Origin of the sequence: Sphingomonas sp., from assembly GCF_031372575.1 — a bacterium.
In the GTDB taxonomy this organism is placed as follows: domain Bacteria; phylum Pseudomonadota; class Alphaproteobacteria; order Sphingomonadales; family Sphingomonadaceae; genus Sphingomicrobium.
Map to the genome: position 1 here is coordinate 56,277 of NZ_JANMLM010000075.1, position 13,328 is coordinate 69,604.

A 13,328-nucleotide genomic window follows, 5' to 3' on the forward strand; every position below is an offset into this window, starting at 1 on the left:
TTCGTTCATGGCGCGACCCCTGCTCCACGATTATTTCCGCTCCTCGGCCGCGTACCGGGTGCGGATCCTGCTCAACTTGAAGGGCATCGAATATGACCGCCATTCGGTCAATCTGGCCGAGGGCGCGCAAAAAGACCCGGCCTATCGCGCGCTCAACCCGCAAGGCTTCGTGCCGATGCTCGAGATTGACGGTCTCAAGCTCACCCAGAGCCTGTCGATCGCAGTCTATCTCGACCAGACCCGCCCTGATCCCTTGCTGATGCCGCGCGATCCCGCCGATGGCGCGCACGTCCGCTCACTGGCGCTGACCGTGGCGTGCGACATCCACCCGCTAAACAACCTTCGCGTGCTGAAATATCTCTCGGGCACGCTCGATGCGACGCAGGATCAGTCCGACGCCTGGTATGGGCATTGGGTGACCGAGGGACTGGCCGCGCTGGAAGCCCTCGCTGCGCCGCGCGCGGGTGCCTTCCTGTTCGGCGACTCGCCCACACTGGCCGACGTGATGCTTGTCCCCCAGCTTTACAACGCGCGCCGCTTCGCGGTGCCGATCGCGCCTTTCCCGTCGCTCCGACGCGCCGACGAATCGGCCAGCGCGCTGCCCGCATTCGCCGCCGCCCACCCCGACATGATCGCCCAGCAGGACATGGTGAAATGAACCGAGCCGAATCGATGAACCGCGGGATCACCGGCGTCGCGCCGATCACCGAGGTCGTTATCCCGTCGATAAAGGAGCATGTCAGCGCGGAGGAATGGGCGATCCGCGTCGATCTCGCCGCCGCGTACCGCTTGGTCGCGCATTTTGGCTGGGACGACCTTATCTTCACCCATCTCTCGGCCCGAATCCCCGGGCCGGAGCATCATTTCCTGCTCAACCCGTACCAATTGATGTTCGAGGAAGTGACCGCCTCGTCGCTGGTCAAGGTCGATGTCCACGGCAATCCGGTCAATCCAACCCCGTTCATCACCAACCCCGCCGGCTTCACCATCCATAGCGCCGTCCACATGGCGCGCGAGGATGCGCACGCGGTGATGCATCTCCACACCCCGCATGGTCAGGCGGTCGCGGCGCATGAAGATGGCCTGCTGCCGATCACCCAGACCGCAATGCTGGTCCGCGGCGATCTCGCTTTCCACGATTATGAAGGCGTCGCGACCGAGCTTGAGGAGCGCGAGCGAATCGTCGCCGACCTCGGCACCAAGAACGCGATGCTGCTCCGCAACCACGGCACGCTCGCGGTCGGCGGCAATGTCGGCGAATGCTTCATTAAGCTCTATTTCCTCGAGCGCGCGTGCCAGGCGCAGATCATGGCGCTGTCCGCCGGCGACAAGCTCAACCACCCGCCACAGGGCACACCCGAGCTCGCCGCCGAGCAAGGCGGGGTCGGCCTCAAGGTCGCCGCCAACCTGCTCGCGTGGCCGGCCCTGCTCCGCAAAGCCTATCGCCTCGACCCGAATTTCGCGACCTGATCTCGAAACTGTCACGCCAAGCGCTTATGTAGGCGGCGGGCGGGGGATGATCACGGAGCATCCCGATGAAAGTTTTGATGATTTTGACGAGCCACGACCAGCTTGGCGACACCGGCAAGAAGACCGGTTTTTGGCTCGAGGAATTTGCAGCGCCTTATTATGTCCTCAAGGACGCCGGCGCCGATATCACGCTTGCCAGCCCCAAGGGCGGCCAGCCCCCGCTCGATCCGAAGAGCGATGCACCCGACGCGCAGACCGAGGCGACCAAGCGCTTCAAGGCCGATTCTGCGGCGCAGCGCTATCTCGCCTCGACCGAAATCCTGTCGACCATCGATGCCAGCCAGTTTGACGGCGTATTCTTCCCCGGTGGCCATGGCCCGTTGTGGGATCTCGCCAAGGATGCCGACGCCAAGGCGATCATCGAATCGACCCTTGCCGCCAACCGCCCGGTCGCACTCGTCTGCCATGCACCCGCCATCCTCACCAATGCCGCCGCGCCCGATGGCCAGCCATTGGTCAAGGGCCGCAAGGTCACCGGCTTTACCAATGCCGAGGAGGACGCCGTCGGGCTGACCGACATCGTCCCGTTCCTACTCGAAGACGCGTTGAAGGCGCAGGGCGCGCATTTCTCCGAAGGCGGCGCGTTCAAGTCGCACGTCGTCACCGACGGCCTGCTCATTACCGGCCAGAGTCCGCCGTCGAGCGAAGCCACCGCCGAGGCATTGCTCGAAGCGTTGGTCAAGGAACCGGCGATCTGATGAGGATGTGATTTCGTCTGTTTTGAGCTGTCCAACGACAGCCCAAAACAGACGATGGTCGGGGAGAGAGGATTCGAACCTCCGGCCCCTGCCTCCCGAAGACAGTGCTCTACCAGGCTGAGCTACTCCCCGACCGGGACCGGACCGTTTGGGTCCGATGCAGGAGCGCGGGCTTCCTAGCGGGGGGTTGGAGGTTAGGCAATACGCCTAGTGCCCCAGCACCTTCAGCCAATCATGGTGCCGGACGAATTTCTCGCGCGGTGAATCGGGCCGGGCGGCCGCCACCTCCGCCGCCTCGATCGTCCGCCAGTCGTCGAAACTGGTCGACCGCACCCCGCGCGTGGTCAGCAACGCATCGAGCGCATCGCCCCCCGCCTTGCCCCCATCCGATCCCGGAGGCATCGCACCCTCGACCTGTTCGGCCACTTCATAGCCATCGGGCCGGTTGGTGCCGATTGTCCCCGACGGCCCGCGCCGCGCCCAGCCGACGCAGTATAGCCCGTCGTCGATTTGCCCGTGATCGTTACGATATTTGCCACCATCCTCGTCATAGGGGACGCCGACAATGTGCGGCGATGAATAACCGATGCAGCTCACCACCAAATCGGCCGGGATCGCATAGGTCTCGCCGGTCCCTACGGCGCGCGCGCCATCGAGCTGCGTTCGCTCGACCAGTACCCGCTCGACGCGCTCGTCACCCTCAATGCCGAGCGGCTTGGCGAAGAAATCGAATGCCAATGTCTTCGGCTTGGTTCCATCGGGCGGGCCTCCCGCGAACGCGCGCAGATGCGCCACCGACTTGCGCATCCCGGGATCCAACGCCTCATCCTCGACCAGCGGCGGAAAATCGTCCGGGTCGACCGCCGGCACGGCCTCGGCCAAATGCCCGAGCTCGCCCAATTCCTTGGGGGTCATCGCAATCTGATGCGGCCCACGCCGCCCGAGGAAGGTGATCGATTTGACCCCCGATTCGTCGAGCGCATCGATTGCATGGCCGACGATGTCCGACCCGGCGAATTCGGCGCGCGTCTTCGACAATATCCGCGCCACGTCGAGCGCGACATTGCCATTGCCGATGATCACCGCATTCGCCCCGTCGAGCTTGGGCGCGAGGTCGGCAAAATCGGGATGGCCATTGTACCAGCCGACAAACGCCGCCGATCCGACCACGTTCGCCAAATCCTCCCCGGGGATCCCGAGCGGTCGGTCATGCGGCGCGCCCGTCGCCAAAATCACCGCATCATACAGCCCGCGCAATTCCTCGACGCTGACCGCCTCGCCAACCGCGACATTGCCGACAAACCGCACCTGGGGGTCGTCGGCAACCTTGTCGTAGCGCTTGCTGACCGCCTTGATCGACTGGTGATCGGGCGCGACCCCGAAGCGGATCAGGCCATAGGGCACCGGCAATTTGTCGATGATGTCGATCCGCGCGGCATCGCCAAACGCCTTGGCCAAGGCTTCGGCGGTGTAAAATCCCGCCGGCCCCGACCCGATAATCGCGAAATGACGCATGCCCGACTCCCCGCTGTTGTGGGGGAGACTAGTGCCTGATCGTTGGAGGCGAAAGCGCCCTTGCGCGTTTGCCGAATGCGTGAATCAGGCGCTCATCAGGACTCGCGCTTGTCCTCAAGCAGCAAGTCGTCGCCTTTGCGCTTGAGGAATGCTTCGATCGGGCCCGCGAACAAAGCGAGCATCCCGGGCAAGTCGATCTTGCAATGGACGACCTTCTCCTCGACCCCGATCTGGGCTTTGACTTCCTGACCCATCGCCAGCACGTTGAGGTGCAGCACATCGCCTTCCCACCGCGAATCGACCTGCGCTGCCCCGCCCGGGATATGCCCGGCCAGGCTGTCGATATTGCCGGCAATCCGGCGGCGGGCTTCGTTGCGGCCAAGCTTGTGCGGCAAATCGACGTGGATCGGGCGTTGCATCGCGCCAAGATGCGGGCTGCCCGGTTGCTTTTCAATCCCGCGCGCGTTCTGATGACGCATGAGACGCCTGTTCCTGTTCTTGGCATTGTTGTTCGCGGCCATGCCAGCGGCGGCGCAATATGCGCCGTTCAATCCGGTTGCCGACTACGTTACCCCCGGTCAGGACGAACCGGGCTATCGTTATTGGGTCGGCGCCGCGCCGTATCGCCCCTTATATGTTCGGGCGTTCAACGATTACCTCGTTAACAACGGCGTCGGTGGGGTCGCACCAACCTGGCAATTGCTGCGCACGGCGAGCGACTGGCAGAAATGCGGCCACCAGCCGTTCGAGGTCCCGCCGACTTTCGCCTGGCCCAACATCGTTGCCGCGTTGCGCTTCGTCGGCGCGTTCATCGAGCCGGTGGTCGGCCAGGTCGAGCCGGTGTCGGTCTATCGCAACCCCGCGCTCAACGTTTGTGCCGGTGGTGCCAAGACCAGCACCCACCTCACCGCCGGGGCGATTGACATGGTCCCGCTGCGACCGATCACGCGTGACGCATTGATGCTCGCCTTGTGCCGGATCCAGCTGGACAAGGGGTCGTGGAACAACATCGGGCTAGGTTTCTACAAGGGTTTGCGGTTCCACATCGACAGCAAGAAGGCCCGCGAGTGGGGCACCGCAGGGCCGCGCGGCGGTTATGGTTGTCCGGCGGTGCTGACCGAAAATGGAATCCCTTATCGTGCGCCGATCCAGATCGCGCCGCCAATCCTGGTGCAGCCAGCTGCGACGCTCGATCCGCTTGCGCCCCGACGGTGATGCGAAACCCTTGTGTTGTCCGCCTAACACACCACATCGTCCGATATCAGAAGGGGTGATTGATGGACTTCGACAAACTCACCGACCGCGCGCGCGGGTTCCTGCAGGCGGCGCAGACGATTGCGGTGCGCGAGCATCACCAGCGTGTGACCCCCGCCCATTATGCCAAGGCATTGCTCGATGACGAGCAAGGCATGGCGGTCGGGCTGATCAACGCCTCGGGCGGCGACGGGGCTTTGGCGCGGCGCCAGGTCGACGCTTTGGTCACCAAGGAACCCGCTGTGACCGGCAGCGGTGCCAATTCCGCTCCCGGGGTCGACGGCGACCTGCTGCGAGTGCTCGACAGTGCGCAACAGATCGCGACCAAGGCGGGCGACAGCTATGTCACCGTCGAACGAATCTTGCTCGCCTTTGTGCTGGCCAAGGGTACGGGCGTCGGCGACGCGCTCGCCAAGGCTGGTCTCACCCCGCAAAATCTCAACGCCGCGATCGACAAGTTGCGCGGCGGGCGGAGCGCCGACACCCAAGGATCCGAGGATCGCTACGACGCGCTCAAGAAATATTCGCGCGACCTCACCCAGGCGGCGCGCGACGGCAAGCTCGATCCGGTGATCGGCCGCGACGAGGAAATCCGCCGCACGATCCAGGTGCTCGCCCGCCGGACCAAGAATAATCCGGTGCTGATCGGCGAGCCCGGAGTCGGCAAGACCGCCATCGCCGAAGGGCTCGCGCTACGGATCGCCAATGGCGACGTCCCCGACGGCTTGAAGGACCGCAAGTTGATGAGCCTCGACATGGGCGCGCTCATTGCCGGGACCAAATTTCGGGGCGAGTTCGAGGAACGACTGAAAGGCGTGATCGACGAGGTCAAGCAGTCGGCCGGGGACACCATATTGTTCATCGACGAAATGCACATGATCGTCGGCGCGGGAAAATCCGAAGGTTCGATGGATGCCGGCAATCTGCTCAAGCCGGCCTTGTCGCGCGGCGAGCTTCACGTCATCGGCGCGACCACGCTCGACGAATATCGCAAGCATATCGAAAAAGACGCCGCGCTCGAACGTCGGTTCCAGCCGGTCATGATCGGCGAACCGACCGTCCCCGACACCATCTCGATCCTGCGCGGGCTGAAGGAGAAATATGAGCTTCACCACGGGGTGCGGATTACCGATGCCGCCTTGGTCGCCGCGGCCACGCTGTCCAATCGCTATATCGCCGACCGCTTCCTGCCCGACAAGGCGATCGACCTGATGGACGAAGCCGCCAGCCGCTTGCGAATGGAAGTGGAATCCAAGCCCGAGGAAATCGAGAATCTCGACCGGCGGATCATCCAGTTGAAGATCGAGCGCGAGGCGCTGAAGAAGGAAAAGGATAACGCGTCAAAGGACCGCCTCGTCACGCTCGAAGGCGAACTCGCCAATCTCGAACAATCCTCGTCCGAGCTGACCGCGCGATGGCAGGCCGAAAAGGAAAAGATCAGCGCCGAGGCCGAACTCAAGACCCAGCTCGACGCCGCCCGGATCGAACTCGACCAGGCCCAGCGCGGCGGCGATCTCGGCAAGGCGGGGGAGATCCAATATGGCCGCATCCCCGAGCTCGAAAAGAAACTGGCCGACGCCGCGGTCGCGTCCAAGGGCGCGATGCTGCGCGAGGAAGTGACCGATCAGGACATCGCCGCGGTGGTCAGTCGCTGGACCGGCGTTCCCGTCGAACGCATGCTCGAGGGCGAACGCGAGAAATTGCTGGCGATGGAACAGACCATCGGTGCGCGGGTCATCGGGCAGGAGCAAGCGGTCAAGGCCGTCAGCGCCGCCGTCCGCCGCGCCCGGGCGGGCCTTCAGGATCCCGGCCGCCCGCTCGGCAGCTTCCTGTTCCTCGGCCCGACCGGGGTCGGCAAGACCGAGCTGACCAAGGCACTGGCCGGTTTCCTGTTCGACGACGACAGCGCGATGGTCCGCATCGATATGTCCGAATATATGGAAAAGCACAGCGTCAGCCGCCTGATCGGCGCGCCGCCCGGCTATGTCGGTTATGATGAAGGCGGCGTGTTGACCGAAGCCGTCCGCCGCCGCCCTTATCAGGTGGTGTTGTTCGACGAGGTCGAAAAAGCCAATCCCGACGTGTTCAACATATTGCTCCAGGTACTCGACGATGGCCGGCTGACCGATGGCCAGGGCCGAACGGTCGATTTTGCCAATACAATCATCATCTTAACCTCGAATCTCGGAAGCCAATTCCTCGCCTCGTTGGGGGAAAATGAGGAGGTTTCAGCAGTCGAAAGCCAGGTGATGGACGTGGTGCGCGGCCATTTTCGCCCTGAATTCCTCAATCGTCTCGACGAGATCATCCTGTTCCACCGCCTGTCGGCCAGCCACATGGCACCGATCGTCGATATCCAGGTTGCCCGGCTCCAGCGCCTGCTCGACGACCGCAAGATCACCCTCGACCTGACCGATGCGGCGCGGCTGTGGCTCGGCCGTGTCGGCTATGATCCGGTCTACGGCGCCCGTCCGTTGAAGCGCGCGGTGCAGAAATATCTGCAGGATCCGCTGGCCGACGCGATCCTCGCCGGCAAGGTTCATGACGCTTCGACCGTCAAGGTCGACGAGGGTGATGGGGCGCTCACCCTGAGCCCCGGCTGAGCAAGTCTTTGACGAGCCTTGAACAAGCGGGCATTGTCTTGGCGACAACGATTTTCGAGAGGTAGATCATGGCGCTCCATTCCAAGCTTAACCTGGGCCTCGCACTCGCCGGGCTGGCGATTGCGTCGCCCTCCTTCGCCAAGACCCAGCCGCTGTCCGCTGCGCCGCCGCCGAAGATTTTCAGCGACGTGATCCAGTGCCGTGCGATCGCCGATGCGGCCCAGCGCCTGGCCTGCTTCGACCAGAATGTCGGCGCGCTCGCCGCTGCCCAGCAGAACCGCGATTTATTCGTCGCCGACAAGGACGCCATGCGCGAGGCGCGTCGCGGGCTGTTCGGCTTCAGCCTGCCCAAGATGCGGATCTTCGCCGATGACGACATGGAAAAGGCCGTCGACCAGATCGAAACCACCATCACCGCTGCCGTCCCGGGGCAACGCGGCTACATCTTCACGCTCAAGGATGGCGCGCGCTGGGCGCAGACCGATGGCGCATATATGGATCGCCCCAAGGCCGGGTCGCCGATCAAGATCAAGCGCGCCGCGCTCGGTAGCTTTTTCGGCACCATAGGCAGCCAGCCCGGATTCCGTATCGAACGCCTCGGCAATTGATCGCGGGGGCGTAGCAAGCGGGCTGCAACCATGCTGAATGCCGCTGCGCTCCAATCACAATTGATCCGTGCTCAGTCGCTCCAGCAGGGCGGCCGCGTGGCCGATGCCTGGGCTGCGATTGCGCCGCTGCGCAAAGCGATCGACCAGCATGGCCAGGCGCTCCGGCTGTACGCGTTGATTGCCAGTGCCGTCGGCGAAGTCGATTCGGCCGTGGACGCGCTGCGCCGGATCCTGACGATCGAGCGCGATCCGCCCGAGATTATCGGCGCGCTGGCCGACATGCTTGGCAAGGCCGGGCGCCACGATCAGGCGCTGGTCCAATGGTCGCGGCTGGCGGCGCTCCAGCCGGGCGCGGCCGATGCGCATCTCAACCGCGCCATTGCCGCGGCCGACGCCGGCAAGTTGCACCTCGCGATCGAGGCGGCGGACACCGGGCTCACGCATTTCCCCGGCCACGCGCGATTGCTTGCGGTGCGCGCGATGGCGCTCAAGAATGACGGGCAGCTCGACCAATCGCTGGCCGCATTTGCCGAAGCCGTCGCCGCCGATCCGACCCGCGCGCTGACCCGTCACAACCACGCAGTCGCACTGCGAGCATCATATAGATTTGACGAGGCGTGCGCGGCATTTGCGGAGGCAAAGAGGCTCGGGATGAGCGGTGCTGGGTTGCACGCCAATTGGGCCGCAGCGGCGCTTGAGGCGGGGCGGGTCGACGAGGCCGCCGAGCTGTATCGCCGCGCCATCGCTGCCGATCCCGCGCACACCGAGTCGAAGGTCGGCCTGACCCGGCTGCAGGTCGAATATCGCGGCGGGGACGACGCTTTCGTCCATTATGAACAGATTGCCCAGGCCAGCGGTCGGCTGATCGACTGGATCGAATATGCCAACATGCTTCAGCTCCACCGGCGCAACGCCGAGGCGGCCGAGGTCGCGGCACGCGCCATCGCCAAATTCGGCGAGGATCCGCTGCTGGTCGCGATCCAGGCCACCGCGACCGGGATCGAGGGCGATGCCGGTACCGCGCTGGCCCGGCTCGAACGCGCCTTCGCCGGGCGCAGCGACGCGCCTCTGTCGTCGATGGCGATGCTTGCACTGCGCGCCGGGGATGCGGTCCGCGCCGCCGCGATTGCGGAGGAGCAGACCCGCCTTAACCCCGATGACCAGGCGGCATGGGCCAATTTGTCGATCGCGTGGCGGCTGGCCGGTGATCCGCGCGAAGACTGGCTGTGCGATTATGCGCGGCTGGTGATGGTGGTCGAGGTGCCGTCCCCGGACGGCGCGCTGTCGCCGGGCGACTTTGCGGCCGAGGTCGCGGCGGTGCTCGATCCACTGCACCAATCCCAGTCCGAGCCCGGCGACCAATCGCTCCGCCACGGCACCCAGACCAGCGGCGCTCTATTTGCGCGTCCCGATCCCGCGATCCAGCGCTTCCGGGCGGCGATCGTGGCGGCGGCGACGCTTGCGATTGACGGCTTGCCCGCCGACTCGACCCATCCATTCCTTCGGCGATTGTCGCCGCAACTCGATTTCGCCGGCAGCTGGTCGGTCCGGCTCAGCCCCGGCGGGCACCATGTCGCACACATGCACAGCCAGGGATGGATGAGTTCGGCTTATTACGCGCGACTGCCGCAGGACGATCGGCAAAAATGGGCCGACCAGCAGGGCTGGATCCAGTTCGGTGTCCCGCCGGCGATGTTCGACCTCGATCTGGCACCGCGCCGGGTGGTTGAGCCGGCAGCGGGGCGGCTGGTGCTGTTCCCGTCCTATTTGTGGCACGGCACCCTGCCGTTCGATCAGGGCGACCGCCTGACCGCCGCGTTCGATTTCGTCCCCCGCTAAGGGCCATTCCCGCACGAACATCTGTCTGAAGAGGCCGTCGTCCCGCTGCGCGCGGCTTGCTGGCCCTGTTGCCCCCAAAGAAAAGCGGCGGGGGATTGCTCCCCCGCCGCCTTCATTCGGTCGATCAGATGAAGATTAGAGCTTCACCCGGCCCGAGATCGTCAGCGTACGGCCGAGGATGATCGGGTTGAAGTAGGACACGTCCGTACCACCTTCAGCGAAGAAGCCGGCGACCGTCTTCTCTGCCTTCTGGTTGAACAAATTCTGGACGATACCCGTCAGCTCGAAGTTGCTGCCAATCTTCTTGCGCAGCGACAGATCGAAGTAGCTGAGCCCCTTCAACTTCGGAGCGCAATTGTCGCCCGGGTTGCAGAAGGCAATGTCTTCGACATCCGACTGCCAGTTCCAACGCACCTGCGCCGTGAACGAGCTGCTGTCATACGCCACCGTCAAGGTCGACTTCCATTCCGGGATCGTCCCGCCGATGCCACCACCGCTGGTGCCACCGAAGTCCGTGCCGTTGAAGTCATACTTGTCGAGCCAGGACAGCAGTTCCTGGACCCGGAAGCGACCCGGAAGGCCGAGGCCGAGATCCGAGAAGGGCACTGCGAAGTTGATCCCAACATCGACACCCGACGTCTTGAGCGTGCCCTGGTTGGCGATCGACGTATCGATCCCCGAAACCTGTGCAGTCACCGGGTCACGGCGAATGCGCAAGCAAGCATCCGAGTTCGGATCCAGGCTGTTGGCGCAAGCATTGAGATAGAAGCCCGAACCAAGCGTGGTGACGAGATCTTCGATCTTGATGTTGTAGTAATCGATCGTTGCCGAGAAACGGCCAATCCCGAGGTTCGGGGTCAGCACCGCACCAACCGTATAGGTCTTGGCGGTTTCTTCCGACAGGCCCGGGTTACCGAATGCGAAAGCCTGAACCTGCGCATTGCTCTCGTCGAAGCCGGTGAAGTTGTACCCGGCTGGGCCGCCAGCCTGGACAACCTGTGCCTGGCAAAGTGCCAGCAGGCCCGGCGACAATACCGGTGCACCCGGAGGATCGGCGCAGAAGTCGACATAGGACGGGAAGCCCTGATCGCCATTCTGGAACAGTTCAACAATCGACGGCGCACGGGCCGCCTTGTTGTAGATACCGCGGAACTTCAACCAATCGACCGGCGACCATTGCGCGCCGAGCTTGTAGTTGAACAGGCTGCCAACCGACGAGTAATCGGAGTAGCGAGCGCCTGCTTCGATCGACAGCTCATGGAAGAACGGCTTGTCGGCCAGGATCGGAACCCGGACTTCGCCATAGACTTCCTTGGTGTTGACCTTGCCCTTCTGGTTCTGCGTGGCGTTGAACCCGATGATGTTGCCCGTACGCTGGGCATCGTCAACGATGATCTCACCACGATCGGTCCGCGCTTCGACACCGACGGCAATGCCGACCGGGCCGGCCGGAAGATCGACCAGGTTACCGGTGATGTTGCCGGCGACACGGGCCTGGTCGAACGACCGCGTTTCCTTGGTGTCGAGGCCGACGAAGGCAACCATCGACGGGGTCAGCGTGTCCGGTCCGAAGATGTCGAGCGGAACGCAACCGGGGAGAACGCCCGGGCCGTTGACCACGCCAGCCGAGTTTTGGCAGCCGCGCAGGCCCTGGTTGACCGCAGCACGGTTGATGTTGTTCTTCAACGTCGCAACCGCGTCGGTCCGACCGTAGCTGCCGGTGACATCCCAGTTGAAGCCGTGCGCCAGCGGGCCCGACAGGGTGCCGCGCAGCGTGGCCGTCTTCGAGTCATAGATGCCGATACGCGGTCCGGTCTCGCTGAAGCGACGATCGAAGTTGAACGGTGCGGTCGGGTTGGGACGCGATGCCAAGGCAGCCGCGAGATCCGCAGGGATCAGCGGGCTGTTGAACGGCACCACCAGACCGGTCGAGCCACCAGCCGGGGTCGGCGCAAGGTTAACTTCCTGCGACGAGTCGGTGTAGTTGGCGATGACCTTGAGGCGGATCGAATCGTTGATATCGTAACGCGCCGTGGTGGCCAGGTTGAGCCGGTTGTACGGCGTCACCAGATAGTTGAGCGGGTTGAAGTTGAACCGGCTCGAGCCCGTCGAACGATCGGCAAAGGCGCACAGGCCGCTGACGAAACGCGGGGTCAGTTGACCAAAGTCGTTGAACGACAGGTTGCCGCCGTTGACCGCTGCAACCGGGGGAGTCGCCGGGTTACAATCGGTGTTGACGTTGGTGAACCGCGGCGCGGTCGCCGGGTTGGTCGACAAGCCCGTAAACGCGTTCTGCGGGTTGTTGACGACGAAACCCCAAGGCGGGGTAGCCGAACCACCCGAAGCGACCAGCACGGTCGAACCCGGAACGGTCGGGGTGAGGTGATCCGCAACGAAATATTGGCTCGTGGCATAATCGTAATAGATGACGCCGGCATTGCGGGTCACGTCACGGTCGCCCTGGCCGATCGGCTCGCGAGTGTAATAGCTCGCGAAGAAGGTCATGTTGCCACGATCGTCGCCGAAGTTGCCGCCCAGGAGGCCCTGGATGTTGAACGCACCGCCATCACCATGATCGGTGATGCTGTACTGCGACGTCACTTCCAGACCCTCGTAATTGTCCTTGAGGATGAAGTTGACGACGCCGGCCATGGCGTCCGAACCGTACACTGCCGAGGCACCGCCGGTGACGACGTCAACGCGCTCGATGAGGCCGGCCGGGATGGTGCCGATGTCGACCACGCCGGTGGTCGAGGACGCAGGAACGCGCTCACCATCGACGAGGATCAGCGTGCGCTGTGGCCCGAGACCGCGAAGATCGATGGTCGAAAAGTCTTCGCCGCCCTGGTTGTTCGACGTGCGGGTGTTGCCCGGAATAACCTGCGGAAGCTCGTTGAGCAGGGTCTCGACGGTAACCGTTCCGGTCAGGTCGAACTGCTCTGCGCTAACCGTCGTGACGGGGCTCGGGCCTTCGAGATCGGGACGCGCGATGCGCGATCCGGTGATGACGATGGCGTCGTCGTCGTCGGCCTTAGCAACCGGATCGGCTGCTGCTGGCTGCTGACTGGCCGACGGCTGGGTTTCGCTCGAAGGCGGCGTAGTGCCGTCCGGCGCGGTCTGGGCGGCTGCCGGAGCAGCGGCGAAGACGCCTGCGCCAAGGAGCGCGAGAGCCTGCCGTCCGGCAGTCGCACGCAAATTGGTTTTCCTCATTATAATCTCCCGAATCGGGGCGTCATTTTCGGCGACGCCTCTGGTTCGCGGGCGCAATCCACCCCACGTGG

At 64.1% G+C, this 13,328-nt stretch carries 10 protein-coding genes and 1 tRNA gene; 7 read left to right on the forward strand and 4 right to left on the reverse strand.

All coding sequences use genetic code 11. The annotated features are described in order from the left end of the window. Window positions 1–7: 7 nt before the first annotated feature. The 3 genes from maiA (at window position 8) to RMN73_RS07100 (ending at window position 2,228) form a co-directional block, all read left to right on the forward strand. Window positions 8–658 carry a maleylacetoacetate isomerase gene (gene maiA / locus RMN73_RS07090; protein ID WP_309602620.1) on the forward strand — a complete coding sequence of 217 codons (651 nt, stop codon included), beginning with the start codon at window positions 8–10 and terminating at the stop codon, window positions 656–658. Further along, window positions 655–1,470, forward strand: coding sequence for a class II aldolase/adducin family protein (locus RMN73_RS07095; protein WP_309602621.1), 816 nt, complete (start codon window positions 655–657; stop codon window positions 1,468–1,470). Before maiA ends, RMN73_RS07095 begins: the two co-directional genes overlap by 4 nt. A gap of 65 nt (window positions 1,471–1,535) precedes the next feature. Further along, window positions 1,536–2,228: a type 1 glutamine amidotransferase domain-containing protein gene (locus RMN73_RS07100; RefSeq protein ID WP_309602622.1), complete on the forward strand. Its 693-nt coding sequence runs from the start codon at window positions 1,536–1,538 to the stop codon at window positions 2,226–2,228. A gap of 55 nt (window positions 2,229–2,283) precedes the next feature. On the opposite strand, the gene RMN73_RS07105 is transcribed toward RMN73_RS07100, so the two are convergent. The 3 genes from RMN73_RS07105 to RMN73_RS07115 form a co-directional block, all read right to left on the reverse strand. Beyond that, a tRNA-Pro gene (locus RMN73_RS07105) sits at window positions 2,284–2,360 on the reverse strand. A 75-nt stretch (window positions 2,361–2,435) separates the two neighbouring features. After that, window positions 2,436–3,743, reverse strand: a complete 1,308-nt coding sequence (locus RMN73_RS07110; RefSeq protein ID WP_309602623.1) for an FAD-dependent oxidoreductase — start codon at window positions 3,741–3,743, stop codon at window positions 2,436–2,438. A 95-nt stretch (window positions 3,744–3,838) separates the two neighbouring features. Beyond that, the gene (locus RMN73_RS07115) at window positions 3,839–4,222 is read right to left on the reverse strand and encodes a polyhydroxyalkanoic acid system family protein (protein WP_309602624.1); all 384 of its coding nucleotides are present in this window, start codon (window positions 4,220–4,222) and stop codon (window positions 3,839–3,841) included. Here RMN73_RS07115 and RMN73_RS07120 point away from each other — a divergent pair. The 4 genes from RMN73_RS07120 to RMN73_RS07135 all read left to right on the forward strand — a co-directional run bounded on the left by RMN73_RS07120 (window position 4,221) and on the right by RMN73_RS07135 (window position 10,047). Continuing rightward, window positions 4,221–4,958: a hypothetical protein gene (locus tag RMN73_RS07120; RefSeq protein WP_309602625.1), complete on the forward strand. Its 738-nt coding sequence runs from the start codon at window positions 4,221–4,223 to the stop codon at window positions 4,956–4,958. The two genes, RMN73_RS07115 and RMN73_RS07120, sit on opposite strands and share 2 nt — an antisense overlap. 62 nt (window positions 4,959–5,020) lie before the next feature. After that, complete coding sequence (gene clpB / locus RMN73_RS07125; protein WP_309602626.1) at window positions 5,021–7,600, forward strand: ATP-dependent chaperone ClpB; 2,580 nt, start codon at window positions 5,021–5,023, stop codon at window positions 7,598–7,600. 68 nt (window positions 7,601–7,668) lie between these two features. Beyond that, window positions 7,669–8,208 carry a hypothetical protein gene (locus tag RMN73_RS07130; RefSeq protein WP_309602627.1) on the forward strand — a complete coding sequence of 180 codons (540 nt, stop codon included), beginning with the start codon at window positions 7,669–7,671 and terminating at the stop codon, window positions 8,206–8,208. 30 nt (window positions 8,209–8,238) lie between these two features. After that, window positions 8,239–10,047, forward strand: coding sequence for a putative 2OG-Fe(II) oxygenase (locus RMN73_RS07135; RefSeq protein WP_309602628.1), 1,809 nt, complete (start codon window positions 8,239–8,241; stop codon window positions 10,045–10,047). A gap of 135 nt (window positions 10,048–10,182) precedes the next feature. On the opposite strand, the gene RMN73_RS07140 is transcribed toward RMN73_RS07135, so the two are convergent. Then, window positions 10,183–13,257 carry a TonB-dependent receptor domain-containing protein gene (locus RMN73_RS07140; RefSeq protein WP_309602629.1) on the reverse strand — a complete coding sequence of 1,025 codons (3,075 nt, stop codon included), beginning with the start codon at window positions 13,255–13,257 and terminating at the stop codon, window positions 10,183–10,185. Window positions 13,258–13,328 lie beyond the last annotated feature (71 nt).